Source organism: Streptomyces sp. NPDC048603, from assembly GCF_043199475.1.
Lineage (GTDB): Bacteria > Actinomycetota > Actinomycetes > Streptomycetales > Streptomycetaceae > Streptomyces.
This window is the reverse complement of the sequence record NZ_JBICVY010000004.1, coordinates 433,977-449,675: the sequence shown is the minus strand read 5'-3', so window position 1 is coordinate 449,675 and position 15,699 is coordinate 433,977. Positions and strand designations below refer to the sequence as shown.

Sequence of the window (15,699 nt, the reverse complement as noted above, 5' to 3'; positions counted from 1 at the left end):
TTCCGGTCCTGCGTCCGGCCGGCCGGGTCGGCCGGCCGGACCGCGCTCAGTCGAACCAGCGGTCGCGGGCCAGTTCCGCCGTGCGGGACGGGTCCTCCAGGAGGGCCGCCACCTCGAAGCGGCGCGGCCACTGGCCGGCCGCCCAGGCCAGCCCCGCCGCGACACCCTCCAGGGTGGCGGCGTGCAGGACGCCGTCCCGGGTCAGGCGCCAGTCCAGCTCCACACCGCCCGCCACGAGCTCCTCGTGCTCCAGGTACGTCGCCGGGGTCGCCGGGCCCAGCAGTACGTGCACCGGCTCCGGCACCTCGTGCTCCTCGCCCGGGGTGGTGACCTCCGCCGGGACCGTCTCCGAGAGCCGCCGGACCTGGAGCAGGTCGGCCAGGTCGGCGGCCCGGGCCGGGGCCACCGGGAGCAGGGGCAGGCCGGCCGTCAGCGGGAGCAGGTCCGGGGCGTCCGCGACCACCGCCTCCGCCGCGTCGACCACCACGACCTCGCCGTCCACCACCGCGCGCAGCTCGTCCGGGAGGGTGACCTGCTCCGGGTCCAGATCGGACAGCGCGCCGTACAGGGCGTGCAGCTGCCGGCCCGTCACCTCGCGGTCCGGGTCGGCGAGCCGGCCCAGCAGCTCGGCCGCGCCGCCCGGCTCGTCGAGCAGGGCCGCCACCGAGGTCCGTACGCCCAGCGCGCGCAGCACCTGCTCGTCTTCAAACCCGGTCGCGTCCGCCGAGGTGTAGAGCCCCTCCAGCAGCGGGTCGCCGCCCGCCGCCCGCAGGCCCGCCGGGCGGCGCCCGTCGAGCACCGGGTGGTCGCGCAGCCACCACGCGGTGTACGGGCGGACCGTCTGCGTGGTGCCGTCCGGCAGCAGGACGCGCACCGGCTGGGTCAGCGCGTCCCGCAGCGGCGGCTGGGCGAGCATGGCGAGGGCCTGCGGCCAGCGCTCGTCGTCCACCAGGTCCAGGTCCCGTACGGCCACCAGCTCGGTCGCCACCGGCGGCACGGGGCCCTCCGGAAGCTGGTCCAGCAGGTCCTCGCACCACACGTCCACGGCGTCCAGCAGACCCGCGTCGTCCGGCTCGGCGAAGTCGCCGTCGCGCGGCTCCAGTTCGTCCGGGTCCAGCACCACGTCGGTGGCCCGGACCAGCTGGAAGCCGGCCAGCACGCCGACCGCGGTGAGCGGCTGCTCGCCCCAGCGGTCCGCCAGCTCCTGTTCCACGTAAGGGAGTTCGCCCTCGCGGACGACGGAGGCGAACGGCGAGCCGGGCAGAAGGAGTTCACCGGCTGGAGTGGGCTCCCCGTCCTCGTCGGGCAGTGCCAGCGCGCCCAGCCACGGCTCGTCGCCGGGCATCAGGTCCGCGTCCCGGACCAGGCCGAGCACGATCTCGGCGAGCTCGTCGGGGTCCGGCGCGTCCTCGTCCCAGATCTCGCCGGCGTCCAGCGAGGCCGCGACCGCCGCCCGCACCTGCGGGGTGGTCAGCACCGCGCGGGGGTTCGCCGGGATCGCGCCGAGCTTCTCCAGCAGCGGGTGCGCCGCGTCCGGGTGCGCGATCTTCAGCCCGAGCCGGGCCAGACCGGGCGGGGTGTCCGGGCCGGGCAGCAGGATGTGCCGGGGGCCGATCGCGGTCCGCGGCCCGGCCGGGGCCTCCCCCTCTTCGAGCGCGAGCGGCACCGGGAGCCCGGTCAGCCGGTCGGGGTCCACCCCGGCCAGGCTGTCGTACAGGCGGTACCACCACTCCGGGGACCGTTCCACGCCCGCGATGCGCTCGATGGCGTCGCCGAGCGGCAGCCGGCCCACGCCCAGGGTGCGCAGCTCGGGGCGGCGCTCCAGCCCGGCGGGCAGCAGGGTCGGCAGCACCTCCGCGAGCACCCGTACGGTGTCGGCGCCCGCGCCCTCGACCACCTCGGCCTCGAACGGGCGCAGCGCGGTGAGTTCCCCGTCCGGGGCCGCCGGAGCAAGGAACGCGGTCCGCGGTAGCCGCTCCAGGACGGCCGCGCGGAGGGTGCCGTCCAGCTCGCCCTTGCCGAGCCGGCCCGGCACCAGGTCGATCAGACCGGTGCTCACCGGCTCCCAGCCGCCGAGGAGTTCGGCGTAGGCCTCGGCCGCCCGCTCCACCAGGAAGTCGGTCAGCGGGCCGGGCGCCGGGTGCCGGCGGGTGGTGTCCAGGGGGAGCGAGGCGATCAGCAGCGCGGGGATGCCGAGGGGCTCGTCGGTGGGGGTCGGGGCGTGCACCACCGGTGCGGTGTCCGGGCGTACGGGCGCGCCCTGCGCGTCCACCGGGACGGCCCAGGACACCGTCCAGACGGGACGCAGGCGTTCCTCGACGGGCCGGTCGGCGAGCAGCGCCCGGTCCAGGGAGCCGGTGTGCCGGACGGTCCGCCAGCGGCGGACCTCGGTGCCCTCGGGGGTGCCGTCGCTGATCTCGGTGTACGGGCCTTCGGCGCGCCGGCGCAGGGTCCGGACCCCGGACGGGGTCTCCACGACCAGCTCGTCCAGGCCGGGCAGGGTGAGCAGCAGCGCGTCGTCGATGCCGGTGAGCAGCCGCTCGGTCAGGTCGGCGGCGGCCGCGTCGCGCAGCGGCAGCACCACCACGGTGTCGTAGCCGTCGGGGGCCGTGCCCTCGGCGGGCAAGGGCAGCCGCAGCAGCGGGACATGGCCGTCCCGGCGGCGCAGCTCGTCGCCCAGGCCGGGGCTGTGGCGGGCGGCTTCCGCGGCCAGCTCCCGGGCCTCGGCCAGCGACCAGCGGACGCCGCCGTGCCGGCCGATCACGGCCGGCTCGTCGGTGACGGCGAGCACCGCGGCGAAGCCCACGCCGAACCGGCCGACGCTCTCCGCGGCGGTCTCCCGCTTGGCGGAGGCCCGCAGGGTGCTCAGCGACTCCACGCCCGCGGCGTCCAGCGGGGCACCGGTGTTGGCCACGGCGAGCGCGCCGTGCGGGTCCTCGCCGTCGCCGGGGTGCAGGGTGAGGCGGAGGCGGCCTGGCACCCCGGCGCGGGCGGCGGCGTCGGCGGCGTTCTGCGCCAGTTCGACGACGAGCCGGTCCCGGTAGCCGCCGAGCGCGAGGTCCTCCTCGGCGTTGGCGTCCTCGCGGAACCGGGCCGGGCCCGCACCCCACGAGTCCAGCACCCCGCGCCGCAGCCGGGCCGTGCCGAAGGGGTCCGTGCCACTCTGGGCCGCCGTCACTCGCACGCTCACGCCGCTGCCTCCTGTCGTACCGGGACCCTGAAGGTATCGTGCGCGGCCGGTGCCCCTTCGCGGGGGAGTGTTCGCTGCGCCTTGCCGGTGAGGAGGGCGAAGACCACCGCGTTGGAGTCCCGGTGCGGCCGGTGTGCGCCGGTTACCGGCGCGGCGTGCCGCCCGCCTCGGCGGCGAACCCGACCGTGTCGGACTTCCGGCCGCCGGTGAAGGCGTCCACCCCGTAGGAGCCGGTCCTGACGTCCTTCGCGACGACGGCGGTGCCGGTCCAGGTGCGGGTGCCCGTCCTCGTCAGGTCCACGCGGCCGCCGGCGAACGCGCCGGAGCTGACGTACGCGCCGTTCCGGTCGGTGCTGACGGTGACGGTCACCCGGTCGCCGGGCCGTCCGAAGCCGGTGGAGAGCCGGAGCCGGTCCGTCGCGGGCCTCGGGGCGCCGGCCCTGACGTCCAGCTGGGCGGAGGCGCTGACCGCCCTGCCGTCGCCGGCGGTGCCGGTGACCGTGACGCTGTAGGCGCCGTCCCGGACGTCCTTCACCTTGACGAGGGCGGTCCACGCGCCGGGACCGGCCGGCCGGAACGCGGCGCTGTCCAGGGCCTGGGAGAACAGGGCCAGGCCGGTGGTGCCCCGGGGCGCGGTGACCGTCAGGCGCACCTCGTCGCCCGGCCCGGCCGTGCCGGTGGACAGCCGGACGCCGGCCGGGGCGGTGCGCTCCTGTGCGGGGGCGGGTATGCCGGCGGCGAACGCCGCGGTGGAGCCCACGGCGGAGGCGCCGAGGGTGAGCGCCGCGACGAGCGCGGCAGCGGGGGCGGTGAGTGCCTTGCGCATGGAGATCCTCCTGAACGGGCGGCCGGGTCCGTTTCCCGGCACACCAGACATGAGGGACATCCTGGCCATTCGGTTGCTTTCCGGCCACCGCCGGGAAGGCGGGAGGGCCGAAGGTCCCGGACGGCGAACGCGCAGGTCGGACAGGCTGCAGAGGCGTCCCGTCGGCGCTTTCGGAGCCTCGGATTTCGGGACCAAAGTCCCGTCCCCCTTCCGTGTGGGCACACCGGGACACGCCGCCCGGCGCCGAAACGTGCACACACCGAAGCCCCCGTCCCACAGGGGCCGGGGGCTTCGAGCGCGCAAGGGCGGAGCCGCGAACGGGCTCACTCAGGCACGGCGCAGCGTCACAGCTTCTCGATCACGTAGTCGACGCAGGCCGTCAGCGCCTGCACGTCCGCCGGGTCGATCGCCGGGAACATCGCGATGCGGAGCTGGTTGCGGCCGAGCTTGCGGTACGGCTCGGTGTCGACGATGCCGTTGGCGCGCAGCACCTTGGCGACCGCCGCCGCGTCGATGTCGTCCGAGAAGTCGATCGTGCCGATGACCGAGGACCGCTTGGCCGGGTCGGTGACGAACGGCTCGGCGTACTTCGACGCCTCCGCCCAGCCGTACAGGTTGGCCGCGGAGGCAGCCGTACGGGAGGTCGCCCAGTCCAGGCCGCCCTGGCCGTTGATCCACTCCAGCTGCTGGTTCAGCAGGAAGAGGGTGGAGAGCGCCGGGGTGTTGTACGTCTGGTTCTTCAGCGAGTTGTCGATCGCCGTCGGCAGCGAGAAGAACTCCGGGATGTGGCGGCCGGACGCGTGGACGCGCGCGGCGCGCTCCAGCGCGGCCGGGGAGAAGGCGGCCAGCCACAGGCCGCCGTCCGAGGCGAAGGACTTCTGCGGGGCGAAGTAGTAGACGTCGGTCTCGGTGATGTCCACCGGCAGACCGCCGGCGCCCGAGGTGGCGTCCACCAGGACCAGCGCGCCCTCGTCGGCACCCGCGACCCGCTTCAGCGGGGCGGCGACACCGGTCGAGGTCTCGTTGTGGGTGAAGCCGTACACGTCCACGCCCGCCTCGGCGACCGGCTCCGGGTGGGTGCCCGGGTCGGAGGAGATCACGGACGGGTCGGCCAGCCACGGCGCGAGCTTGGCGGCCTTGGCGAACTTGGAGGAGAACTCGCCGAAGGTGAGGTGCTGGGACTTGTTCTCGATCAGCCCGTGCGTCGCGATGTCCCAGAAGGCGGTGGAGCCGCCGTTGCCCAGGATCACCTCGTAGCCCTCGGGGAGGGAGAAGAGGTCCCGGATGCCCTGGCGCACGGAGCCCACGAGGTTCTTGACCGGGGCTTGGCGGTGGGAGGTACCGAGCAGGGAGGTTCCGGTGGCGGCCAGCGCGTCCAGCGCTTCCGTCCGCACCTTGGAGGGGCCCGCGCCGAAGCGTCCGTCGGCGGGCTTGATGTCAGCGGGAATCTGGATCTCAGCCACGAGCGGAGCGTATCGGGTCCGCGCAGGCCGGACCGCGCGACGTCCAGCGGGTGAGACAGGAAGCATCAGGTCGTGGGCACCGGACTGGCGGGGTGGCCCGGGGGAATGATCACGGGATGACCGAGACGACCGATCTTGAGGCGGCCCTGCGTGCGGCGGTACGGGGCGAGGTGGACTTCGGCACGGCCGCCCGGGCCCTGGTGACCATGGACGCGTCCAACTACCGCCGGATCCCGCTGGGCGTGGTGGCCCCGCGCGACGCGGAGGACGTGGCGGCGGTGCTGCGGCTGTGCGCCGAGGCCGGGGTCCCGGTGGTGCCGCGCGGCGGCGGCACGTCGATCGGCGGCCAGGCCACCGGGGTGGGCGTGGTGCTCGACTTCACCCGGCACATGGCCGGCCTGCTCTCCCTGGACCCCGTGGCGAAGACGGCGGTGGTCCAGCCCGGACTCGTCCTGGACACCCTCCGGGCGGCCGCCGCGCCGCACGGGCTGACGTTCGGGCCGGACCCGTCGACCAAGTCCCGCTGCACGCTGGGCGGGATGATCGGCAACAACGCCTGCGGGCCGCACTCGGTGGCCTGGGGGACCACGGCGGACAACGTGGCCGAGCTGTCCGTGCTGACGTACGGGGACGCGGCGGCCGGCAAGGGGGCGGCAGGGAACGGGCCGGCAGGTGACGGGCTGGCAGGTGACGGGCCGCCCGGCAACGGGGCCGGCGGCGTACGGCGGATCGGCACCGGCTGGGCGGGTGCCCCGCCCGCCCTGGAGCAGCTGATCACCTCCAATCTCGCCCTGCTCCGCACCCGGATGCCCGCCGACTTCGGCCGCCGGGTCTCCGGCTACGCCCTGGACGCGCTGCTGCCCGAGCGCGGGGTGCAGCTGGCCCGCGCGTTCTGCGGCGGCGAGGGCACGCTCGGGGTGGTGACCGAGGCGGTGGTCCGCCTGGTGGAGGCGCCGCCCGCACCCGCCCTGGCGGTGCTCGGGTACGCCGACGAGAGCGCGGCGGCGGACGCGGCGGCCGGCCTGCTGGAGCACGGGCCGCTCACCGTGGAGGGCATGGCGGCGGACCTGCTGGGCGGCGGCGACGGCGAACGGGTGGGCCTGCCGAAGGGCGGTGCCTGGCTGTTCGTGGAGATGCCGGACGCGGAGGCCGCGCGGGCCCTGGCGCGGGCGGCGGACGCGGTGGACTCCTTGGTGGTCGCGGACCCGGCGGGGCAGCGGGCGCTGTGGCGGATCCGGGAGGACGCGGCGGGCACCGCCACCCGCCTCCCCGACGGCACGGCGGCCTGGCCCGGCTGGGAGGACTGCGCGGTCCCGCCGGCCCGGCTCGGCGCGTACCTGCGGGAGTTCCGTGCGCTGACCGCCCGTTACGGCCTGCGCGGGGCGCCGTACGGGCACTTCGGCGAGGGCTGCGTGCACGTCAGGCTGGACTTCGACCTGGTGAGCAGGGACGGGGTGGACCGCTACCGCGCGTTCTCCTCGGACCTCGCGGACCTGGTCGTCGCGCACGGCGGCTCGCTGTCGGGCGAGCACGGGGACGGGCAGGCCCGCGCGGAACTGCTGCCGCGGATGTACGGGGCGGAGCTGGTGGACCTCTTCGCCGCGTACAAGGACGTGTGGGACCCGGCGGGCGGCATGAACCCGGGCATCCTGGCCCGCCCGGCCCGCCTCGACGAGAACCTCCGCTTCGCCGGCCTGCCGGAACTCCCCCTGGCAGGCGAGGTGGCCCGCTGCGTGGGCGTCGCCAAGTGCCGTACGCCGGTGGCGGCGGGAGCGGGCGTGATGTGCCCGTCGTACCGGGTGACCGGCGAGGAACGCCACTCGACGCGGGGCCGTGCACGGCTCCTCCACGAGATGCTGATCGGCGCCTCGGGCGCCTCGGGCGCCTCGGGCGCCGCCGGGGCCGACAGGGCCGGCGGGCGCGGGGGCGTCGCCGCGCCCGGAGGTGCCGCCGGGGCCTTCGGAGCTGACGGCGCCCCCGGCGCGGACGGCACCGGGCCGGTGATCCGGGACGGCTGGCGTTCGGAGGAGGTCCGGGAGGCGCTGGACCTCTGCCTGAGCTGCAAGGGCTGCCGCAGCGACTGCCCGGTCGGGGTGGACATGGCCGCGTACAAGGCGGAGTTCCTCCACCGCCACTGGGCCGGCCGGATCCGCCCGCTGTCCCACTACACCCTGGGCAGCCTCCCGGCCCTGCTCCGCCTCGCGTCCGCGCTCCGGCTGGCCCGCCCGCTGAACGCGCTGTCGCGCATCCCGGGCATCGGCCGCCTGGCCGGCCTGACGACGTCCCGCCCGCTCCCGCCCCTGGCGAGGGCCCCGTTCACCCGCTGGTGGCACTCCCGCTCCGGGGCTCTGCCGGCGCCTGCGGCGGCGGCAGAGCCCCGAACGCGCGTCACGCTGTGGCCGGACACGTTCACCGAGCACCTCGCGCCCGAGGCCGGCCGGGCGGCGGTGCGGGTGCTGGAGGCGGCCGGCCTCGACGTCGTCCTGGCCGGCCGCCAAGGCCAGGGCCGCGTCTGCTGTGGCCTGACCTACGTCTCCACCGGCCGCCTCGACGCCGCCCGCAGGGTGTTGCGCAGGACCCTGGAGAGGCTGGGCGACGTCCGGGGACCGATCGTCGTCCTCGAACCCAGCTGCGCCGCAGCCCTGCGCGACGACCTCCCGTCCCTGTTCCCAGACGACCCGCGCGCCGCCCGCCTCGCCGCCGCCGTACGCACCTTCGCCGAGGCCCTCGAAGAGTTCGCCCCCGACTGGCGGCCGCCCCGCCTCGACCGCCCCGTGGCCGGCCAGACCCACTGCCACCAGCACGCCGTCCTCGGCGACGCCGCCGACCGCCGCCTCCGTGAGCGCTCCGGTCTCACTGGCGAACTCTCCGGCGGCTGCTGCGGACTCGCCGGGAACTTCGGTTTCGAGCCCGGCCATCACGAGGTCTCGGTCGCGTGTGCCGAGGAGCAGCTGCTCCCCGCCCTCCGCGCCGCACCCCCGGACGCCGTGGTCCTCGCCGACGGCTTCTCCTGCCGCACCCAGGCCGCACAGCTGGGGCCCCGCCGAGCCCGGCACATGGCCGAGGTCCTGGCGGAGGCCCTCGGCGACCCGCCCGCTCCGCGCTGACGCCGGGGTGACGGCGGATCACCGCTCCGGCAGTCGCGCGACGTCGGACACCGGTCCGAGGTGGCCGAGCTTGTCGGGATTGGACACGGAGTGGATCGCCTGGATCACGCCGTCGGCGATGTCGAGCTCGACCACACTGACGACGCGCCCTTCGGCGTCGTACAGGACGGCGCCCGGACGGCCGTTGATCCGGACGGGCCGGGGGGACACACCGAGCGACCGGATCCGGCGGAACCCGCCGAGCAGCAGCCCGGCGACCCGCCGCGGGTCGGTCAGCGACTTCCCGAGCGCCCGTGCCTTGCCGCCGCCGTCCCCGTGGAACACCACGTCGGGTGCGAGCATGCCGAGCAGCGCGTCCAGGTCGCCGCCCTCGGCGGCCTCGAAGAACCTCCGGGCGAGCTCGTCACCCTCCGCCCGCCGCGCCGGGGGCGGCACGACGTCGGCCGGTTCGCGTCCGGCGGCGATGCGCTTTCCGGCACGGGCGAAGATCTGCCGGCAGTTCACCTCGGACTTGCCGACGATCCCCGCCACCTCCGGGTAGCCGTACCCGAAGACCTCCCGCAGCACGAACACCGCCCGTTCCGCCGGGGAGAGGGTCTCCAGCAGCACGAGGAACGCCATGGACAGCGAGTCGGCCAGCTCCGCGTGCTCGGCCGGTCCCGGCCGGTCGGCGGCGACGACGACCGGCTCGGGCAGCCATTCGCCCACGTACGCCTCCCGCCGCACCCGCGCCGAGCCCAGGTGGTTGATGCCCAGCCGCGTCACCGTCGTGGTCAGGTACGCCTTCAGGTCGGCGATCACGGTCCCCGCCCGGCGGGCCCGGGTCAGGCCCAGGAACGCGTCCTGGACGAGATCCTCGGCGTCGCCCACGGAACCGGTCATCCCGTAGGCGATGGAGAACAGCAGCGGCCGGTATCCGACCGCGTCCACCGCACGTGCCGACCCTGACATGGAATGCCTCCCCCTGGCCCGCGTACCCGCGGGTTCGACCGAGCTCCGCTCGCGCCGGACCACCCCCGAGATCGTCACGGCACCCCGCACAGTAACCGCGCGCCATCCCGTACCCGGGGCCTGCCGCCCGGAGGCGTGGTGCAGGTCACATGTGCTCCTGTCACACCCCGCGTGGGTGCTCTGTCTCAGAGGGCAACAGCGAACGACGACAAGGAGCATGTGATGGAAGCCCGCCTGAACGTCTTCACCAACCCGGTCACGGCCAAGTTCGGCAAGCACCTCGTCGCGGCGAGCAGGGTGCTCGCGGAATCGACCCTGCCGCTCGCGACGCAGGAACTGGTGAAGCTGCGTGCCAGCCAGATCAACGGCTGCGGTTTCTGCGTCGACATGCACACCAAGGACGCCACGCACGCGGGGGAGACCCTGACGCGCCTCAGCCTGGTCGCCGCCTGGCGGGAGGCCACCGTGTTCACCGACGCCGAGCGGGCCGCCCTGGAACTCGCCGAGCAGGGCACCCGCGTCGCCGACGCCGCCGGCGGCGTCACGGACGAGGCCTGGGCGAACGCCGCCAAGTACTACGACGAGGACCAGCTCGCCGCCCTGGTGTGCACCATCGCCCTCATCAACGCCTTCAACCGGGGGAACCTCATCGTCCGGCAGCCCGCCGGCGACTACCGGCCCGGCCTGCACGCGTAACCAGGGATCCTCTCCCCCTCCCGAAACCGCCCTTCCCCGCACCCTGCAAGGAGAGAGACCGTGAACATCGCGCTGTGGGCCGTCGCCGGAGTCCTCGCCGCCGCCTACCTGCTCGGCGGCGCCTACAAGGTGATCACGCCGAAGGAGAAGATCGCCGCCGCCGGAGCCAGTGCGCGATGGGCCGACGACTTCAGCGCCGGCGGAGTCAAGACCATCGGAGCCCTGGAGGTGCTGGCCGCCGTGGGTCTGGTCCTCCCCGCCGTGCTCGACGTCGCGCCGGTCCTGGTGCCACTGGCGGCCCTCGGCTTGGTGCTGCTCATGGTGGGTGCGGCCATCACCCGGATGCGGCGTCACGAGTACGGGCTCGTGGTGGTGGACCTGGTCTACGTCGTCCTGGCGGCCTTCGTGGCGTGGGGCCGCTTCGGACCCGAGTCGTTCCTCGGCTGACCGGGGGAGGGACGGGGGCGGGTGGCCCCCCGCTCGGCGTGGCACGTACGGCGTGGCGCATGTAAGGCAGAACACGGATGCATGCTCCTTACAGGGGGCTTAGGCTGGGTGGATGACCAGCACCACCCCCGCCGTCGGCACGTCTTCTCCCGCACCCGTCACCGCGACCCCCGGACGCCTCGGCGGATCCGGTGGGTCCGCGCTCGGGCCGGTGGGGCTGGTGCTCGCGGCGGGGGTGTCCGTGCAGTTCGGCGCGGCCCTGGCGGTCATGATCATGCCGAAGGCCGGTGCGGCCGGGGTCGTCTCGATCCGGCTGGCGGCCGCCGCCGCCGTGCTGCTGCTCCTGTGCCGGCCGAAGGTCCGCGGTCACTCCCGCGCCGACTGGGGCACGGTCCTCGCCTTCGGCGTCGCCATGGCCGGCATGAACGGGCTGTTCTACCAGGCCGTGGACCGCATCCCGCTGGGCCCGGCCGTCACCCTGGAGGTGCTCGGCCCGCTCGCGCTCTCGGTCTTCGCGTCCCGCCGCCTGGCCAACCTGCTGTGGGCGGCCCTCGCGCTCGGCGGAGTGGCCCTGCTCTCCGCCCACGGCGGCAGCACCGGCTCCGGTTCCGGCTTCGGCTCGCTCGACCCGGCCGGCGCCGCCTTCGCGCTCGGCGCGGGCGCGATGTGGGCGGCGTACATCGTCTTCAGCGCGCGGACCGGACGGCGGTTCCCGCAGGCCGACGGTCTGGCCCTGGCGATGGCCGTCGCCGCGGTGCTGTCCCTGCCGATCGGTGTCGCGGACGCCGGTTCGGCCCTGCTCGTGCCGGGCACGCTGGCGCTGGGCATCGGGGTGGCCGTGCTGTCCTCGGTACTGCCCTACACCCTGGAGCTGCTCGCGCTGCGCCGGCTGCCGGCCCCCACGTTCGCGATCCTGATGAGCCTGGAACCGGCCATCGCGGCCACCGCCGGCTTCCTGCTGCTGGACCAGGCGATGTCCACGACCGACGCCCTCGCGATAGCGCTGGTCATCGCGGCGAGCATGGGCGCGGTGCGCACGCAGGCCCGCCGCGACCGCGCTCGGACCGGGACCGCGTAGCGCGCCGACCGGGACCGCGTAGCGCGCCGGGAGCCACGACCGGACGAGGGGCCCCGGCCACGACCGGACGGCGGGACCCCACCCGACGGGCCCGACCGCGCAGGGCGTCGTTCTTCCGCCAAATCATGCAAGCATGCTTGATTGTTTTCCGGTGCGCTGCCAGTCTTCCCCTCACGCCGCTGTCGTCCCCGAGGGGAGCGCACCGTGCTCGACCCGTTCGTTGCCGTCCGGTCCGATCTTCGGGAGGAGGGGCGTGAACTGGATCTCCTGGTGGCTGAGCTGGGAGAGGAAGGCTGGGCCGCGAAAACGCCGGCGCCCGGCTGGACCATCGCCCACCAGATCGCCCACCTGGCCTGGACCGACCGGGCGGCGCTGCTGTCCGTGACCGACGCCACGGGCTTCGCCGCGCTGACGGCGGAGGCACTGGCCGCGCCCGGCGACTTCGTCGACGACGGCGCGGCCGAAGGCGCCGCGCTGCCGCCCGCCGAACTGCTGGCCCGCTGGCGGGCCGGGCGTGCCGAGCTCGGCGCGGCGCTCGAAGCGGCCGCGCCGGACGCCCGGTTCCCCTGGTTCGGGCCGCCGATGAAGGCCGCGTCGATGGCCAGTGCCCGGCTGATGGAGACCTGGGCGCACGGCCAGGACGTGGCCGACGCGCTGGGCGTCCGCCGTACGCCGACGGACCGGCTGCGCCATGTCGCCCGGATCGGCGTACGGGCCCGCGACTACGCCTTCGCCGTACGGGGCCTGCCGGTGCCGGACGCGGAGTTCCGGGTCGAGCTGACGGCGCCCGACGGGGTCTCCGTATGGGCGTACGGGCCGCCGGACGCGGCACAGCGGGTCGGCGGACCGGCGCTCGACTTCTGCCTGCTGGTCACCCAGCGCGCGCACCGGTCCGACGTCGCCGTGACGGCGGTGGGACCGGACGCCGACCGCTGGCTGGACATCGCCCAGGCGTTCGCCGGTCCGGCGGGGGCGGGCCGGGAGCCGGGGGCCCGCGCATGACCGGATCACCCCGCCGTCCCCTCCGGATCGGCAACGCCTCCGGCTTCTACGGCGACCGGCTCTCGGCCATGCGCGAGATGCTGGCGGACGGGCCGCTGGACGTGCTCACCGGGGACTACCTCGCCGAGCTGACCATGCTGATCCTCGGCCGGGACCGCCTGAAGAACCCCGACGCCGGCTACGCCCGGACCTTCCTCCGCCAGCTGGAGGACTGCCTGGGGCCGGCCCGCGACCGCGGCGTACGGATCGTCACGAACGCGGGCGGACTCAACCCGGCGGGCCTCGCCGACGCGGTCCGCGCGCTGGCGGACAAGCTGGGGATCCCGTTGGCGGTCGCGCACGTCGAGGGCGACGACCTGATGCCGTACGGGGACGCGGGCGGGGACCGGGACGGGGTCCTCACCGCCAACGCCTATCTGGGCGGCGCGGGGATCGCGGCCTGCCTGCGGGCGGGGGCCGACGTGGTGGTCACGGGCCGGGTGACGGACGCGGCGCTGGTGAGCGGGCCGGCTGCGTGGTGGTTCGACTGGGCGCCGGACGACCACGACCGGCTGGCCGGGGCGGTGGTCGCGGGCCACGTGCTGGAGTGCGGCGCGCAGGCCACCGGCGGCAACTACTCCTTCTTCACCCGGCACGACGTACGCCGGCCGGGGTTCCCCCTGGCGGAGATCGCCGAGGACGGCTCCTCGGTGATCACCAAGCACCCGGGGACGGGCGGGGCGGTCACCACGGGCACGGTCACGGCGCAACTCCTCTACGAGACCCAGGGAGCCCGGTACCTCGGCCCGGACGTGACGGCCCGGCTGGACACCGTCAGGCTCACCGGGGACGGTCCCGACCGGGTCCGCGTCGAGGGGGTCCGCGGCGACCCGCCGCCCGGCTCGCTCAAGGTCGGGATCACGCGGCTGGGCGGTTTCCGCAACGAGGTGGTGTTCGTCCTGACAGGGCTGGACATCGAGGCCAAGGCGGCGCTGGTGCGGGAGCAGCTGGCGGAGCCGCTGGCGGGGGTCGCGTCGGCGGAGTGGACCCTGGCCCGTACGGACCATCCGGACGCGGCGACGGAGGAGACGGCCAGCGCGATGCTCCGGCTGGTGGTGCGGGATCCGTCCGCCGAGCGGGTGGGTCGCTCCCTGACCTCCGCGGCGGTGGAACTGGCACTGGCCGGCTACCCGGGCTTCCACGTGACGGCTCCGCCGGGGCCGGGACAGCCGTACGGGATCTTCGAGACGGACACCGTCCCGGCGGCCTCGGCCCGCCATGTCGCGGTGCTCCCGGACGGCACGCGCGTCGCGGTCACGCCGCCTGCCGCTGCGCGGCCGGCTTCCCCCGCCCCGCCCTCCCCCCGGCGAAGCCAGGGGGAGGGCGGGGCGGGGGAAAGCCCCGCAGGGCACACCCGCGCCCCGCTCGGGGCCATCGCCGGGGCTCGCAGCGGGGACAAGGGCGGGGACGCCAACGTCGGCGTCTGGGTGGAGAGCGACGCGGCGTACGCATGGCTCGCGGACACGCTCACCGTCGAGCGGTTCCAGGAGCTGCTGCCCGAGACCCGCACGCTCGGCGTGACCCGCCATGAGCTCCCCAACCTCCGCGCCCTCAACTTCACCGTCACCGGCATCCTCGGCGCCGGCGTGGCCGCAGGCCACCGCTTCGACCCCCAGGCCAAGGCCCTCGGCGAATGGCTCCGGTCCCGCCACCTCGACATCCCCACCCACCTGCTCCAAGAGGTCAGCGCTTGAAACCTCCCCTCCTTGAAGGGAGGAGATTCCTGGCTCACTTCGCCTGGCACCTAGCAGGGGGCAGGGCTTACAAGATCAGCACCAGCCGGGTTGAGACCAGCCCGGACGAGCATGACGCGTGCGGAGTTCTTGTCCCTTGGGGACACCGCTCCGCACGCGGTGCACGTATACGTTCTCATCGAGAGGGGGAGTGCGTGCTTGGCTCTCGCTCCGCACTGCGCGCAGTCCATGGTGGTGTGCGCGGGGTGGACCAGATACAGGGTGCGCCCGTGCTTGCGGGCCATCTCGACCAGGGCCGCTTTCGTCGCGCCGATGGCGGCGTCGGCCGCCTTACGGGCCATCGTGGACTTCGCCGGGAACTTCGGGCGGAAGTCCTCCACCGCGATCACGTCGAAGTCGCGGACAATGGCCTTGGCCCACTTGCGGCCGGTGTCCTGCCGCTGCCGGGCAAGCTTCTTCGAGACCTTCGCCGCGGCCTTGCGGGCCTTGAGGTATCCAGCTGTGTCGGGCCGGTTCTTCGGAGTGCGGCGCCGGGCCATCATCCGCTGGTGCCGGACCAGCTTCGCGGCAGCCGTCTTGCCGTGCTGGGCATGGGGCAGGTCGTGGGTGTCGGAGGTGGTGGTGGCGACCTCCTTCACGCCCCAGTCGATGCCGATCGCCCGGCCGGTCTCGGCCGGCGCCTCGGAGGGCGCGGCCACGACGAACGAGGCGTACCAGTGTCCGAGACTGTCCCGGTAGACCCGCACCGACGAAGGCGCGGAGGGAAGGTCACGGGACCACGCCACCGTCAGCGCGATCCCATTGGCCAGGAGCAGGCGGTCGTTCTTGAGCCGGAACCCGCGCCGGGTGTACTCAAGCGAGGGATCAGCCTCACGCTTGCGCTTGATCCCGGGCATCCCGGCCCGCTGCCGCACCGGCAGCCTCGCCTTGATGTCCCCCAGCGCCTTGGCGCGGGACTTGCCGAAGTCCCGGATGATCTGCTGCTGCGGGACACAAGCGCCCTCGCGCAGCCAGGTCATCGACCGGCGGGCCTCGGTCAGCATTGCGGCGAGCTGCACGGGCCCGCACGTCTTCTTCTCGCCGGTCGCCTTGTTGTGGGCGTGGACCTTGCGGGACATCGCCACGCACTCGTTCCACACCCACCGGCACCGCGCCCACTCCGCTTCCAGCCGGGCGAGCGCACCAGACGACACACGCAGCCGAAGG

At 74.9% G+C, this 15,699-nt stretch carries 11 protein-coding genes; 6 read left to right on the top strand and 5 right to left on the bottom strand.

What is annotated here, in order from left to right; genetic code table 11:
- Positions 1 to 46: 46 nt before the first annotated feature.
- The 3 genes from ACGFQ9_RS11870 to serC all read right to left on the bottom strand — a co-directional run bounded on the left by ACGFQ9_RS11870 (position 47) and on the right by serC (position 5,479).
- On the bottom strand, positions 47 to 3,190 hold the full coding sequence (locus ACGFQ9_RS11870) for a sacsin N-terminal ATP-binding-like domain-containing protein (protein WP_393573586.1): 3,144 nt from the start codon (positions 3,188 to 3,190) through the stop codon (positions 47 to 49).
- A 142-nt stretch (positions 3,191 to 3,332) separates the two neighbouring features.
- Positions 3,333 to 4,016 (bottom strand): hypothetical protein, encoded by a 684-nt coding sequence (locus tag ACGFQ9_RS11865; RefSeq protein WP_393573585.1) that lies wholly within the window; start codon positions 4,014 to 4,016, stop codon positions 3,333 to 3,335.
- 344 nt (positions 4,017 to 4,360) lie between these two features.
- Positions 4,361 to 5,479, bottom strand: coding sequence for a phosphoserine transaminase (gene serC / locus ACGFQ9_RS11860; protein WP_393573584.1), 1,119 nt, complete (start codon positions 5,477 to 5,479; stop codon positions 4,361 to 4,363).
- A 116-nt stretch (positions 5,480 to 5,595) separates the two neighbouring features.
- Between serC and ACGFQ9_RS11855 the strand changes: the two genes are divergently transcribed.
- Entirely contained in the window at positions 5,596 to 8,586 is a 2,991-nt protein-coding gene (locus ACGFQ9_RS11855) for an FAD-binding and (Fe-S)-binding domain-containing protein (RefSeq protein WP_393573583.1), read from the top strand.
- 18 nt (positions 8,587 to 8,604) lie between these two features.
- Here ACGFQ9_RS11855 and sigJ read toward each other — a convergent pair whose 3' ends face one another.
- The gene (gene sigJ / locus ACGFQ9_RS11850; protein ID WP_393573582.1) at positions 8,605 to 9,537 is read right to left on the bottom strand and encodes an RNA polymerase sigma factor SigJ; all 933 of its coding nucleotides are present in this window, start codon (positions 9,535 to 9,537) and stop codon (positions 8,605 to 8,607) included.
- A gap of 222 nt (positions 9,538 to 9,759) precedes the next feature.
- On the opposite strand from sigJ, the gene ACGFQ9_RS11845 reads away from it, so the two are divergent.
- The 5 genes from ACGFQ9_RS11845 to ACGFQ9_RS11825 all read left to right on the top strand — a co-directional run bounded on the left by ACGFQ9_RS11845 (position 9,760) and on the right by ACGFQ9_RS11825 (position 14,493).
- Positions 9,760 to 10,233: a carboxymuconolactone decarboxylase family protein gene (locus ACGFQ9_RS11845; protein ID WP_393573581.1), complete on the top strand. Its 474-nt coding sequence runs from the start codon at positions 9,760 to 9,762 to the stop codon at positions 10,231 to 10,233.
- A 60-nt stretch (positions 10,234 to 10,293) separates the two neighbouring features.
- Positions 10,294 to 10,680, top strand: a complete 387-nt coding sequence (locus tag ACGFQ9_RS11840) for a DoxX family protein (RefSeq protein WP_393573580.1) — start codon at positions 10,294 to 10,296, stop codon at positions 10,678 to 10,680.
- Positions 10,681 to 10,792: 112 nt separating this feature from the next.
- Complete coding sequence (locus ACGFQ9_RS11835; RefSeq protein ID WP_393573579.1) at positions 10,793 to 11,758, top strand: DMT family transporter; 966 nt, start codon at positions 10,793 to 10,795, stop codon at positions 11,756 to 11,758.
- 204 nt (positions 11,759 to 11,962) lie between these two features.
- Positions 11,963 to 12,760, top strand: coding sequence for a TIGR03084 family metal-binding protein (locus tag ACGFQ9_RS11830; protein ID WP_393573578.1), 798 nt, complete (start codon positions 11,963 to 11,965; stop codon positions 12,758 to 12,760).
- Entirely contained in the window at positions 12,757 to 14,493 is a 1,737-nt protein-coding gene (locus ACGFQ9_RS11825) for an acyclic terpene utilization AtuA family protein (protein ID WP_393573577.1), read from the top strand. The genes ACGFQ9_RS11830 and ACGFQ9_RS11825 overlap by 4 nt, the downstream gene beginning before the upstream one ends.
- 50 nt (positions 14,494 to 14,543) lie before the next feature.
- Here the strand turns inward: ACGFQ9_RS11825 and ACGFQ9_RS11820 are convergent, their stop codons facing one another.
- Positions 14,544 to 15,686 carry an RNA-guided endonuclease InsQ/TnpB family protein gene (locus ACGFQ9_RS11820; RefSeq protein ID WP_393573576.1) on the bottom strand — a complete coding sequence of 381 codons (1,143 nt, stop codon included), beginning with the start codon at positions 15,684 to 15,686 and terminating at the stop codon, positions 14,544 to 14,546.
- Positions 15,687 to 15,699 lie beyond the last annotated feature (13 nt).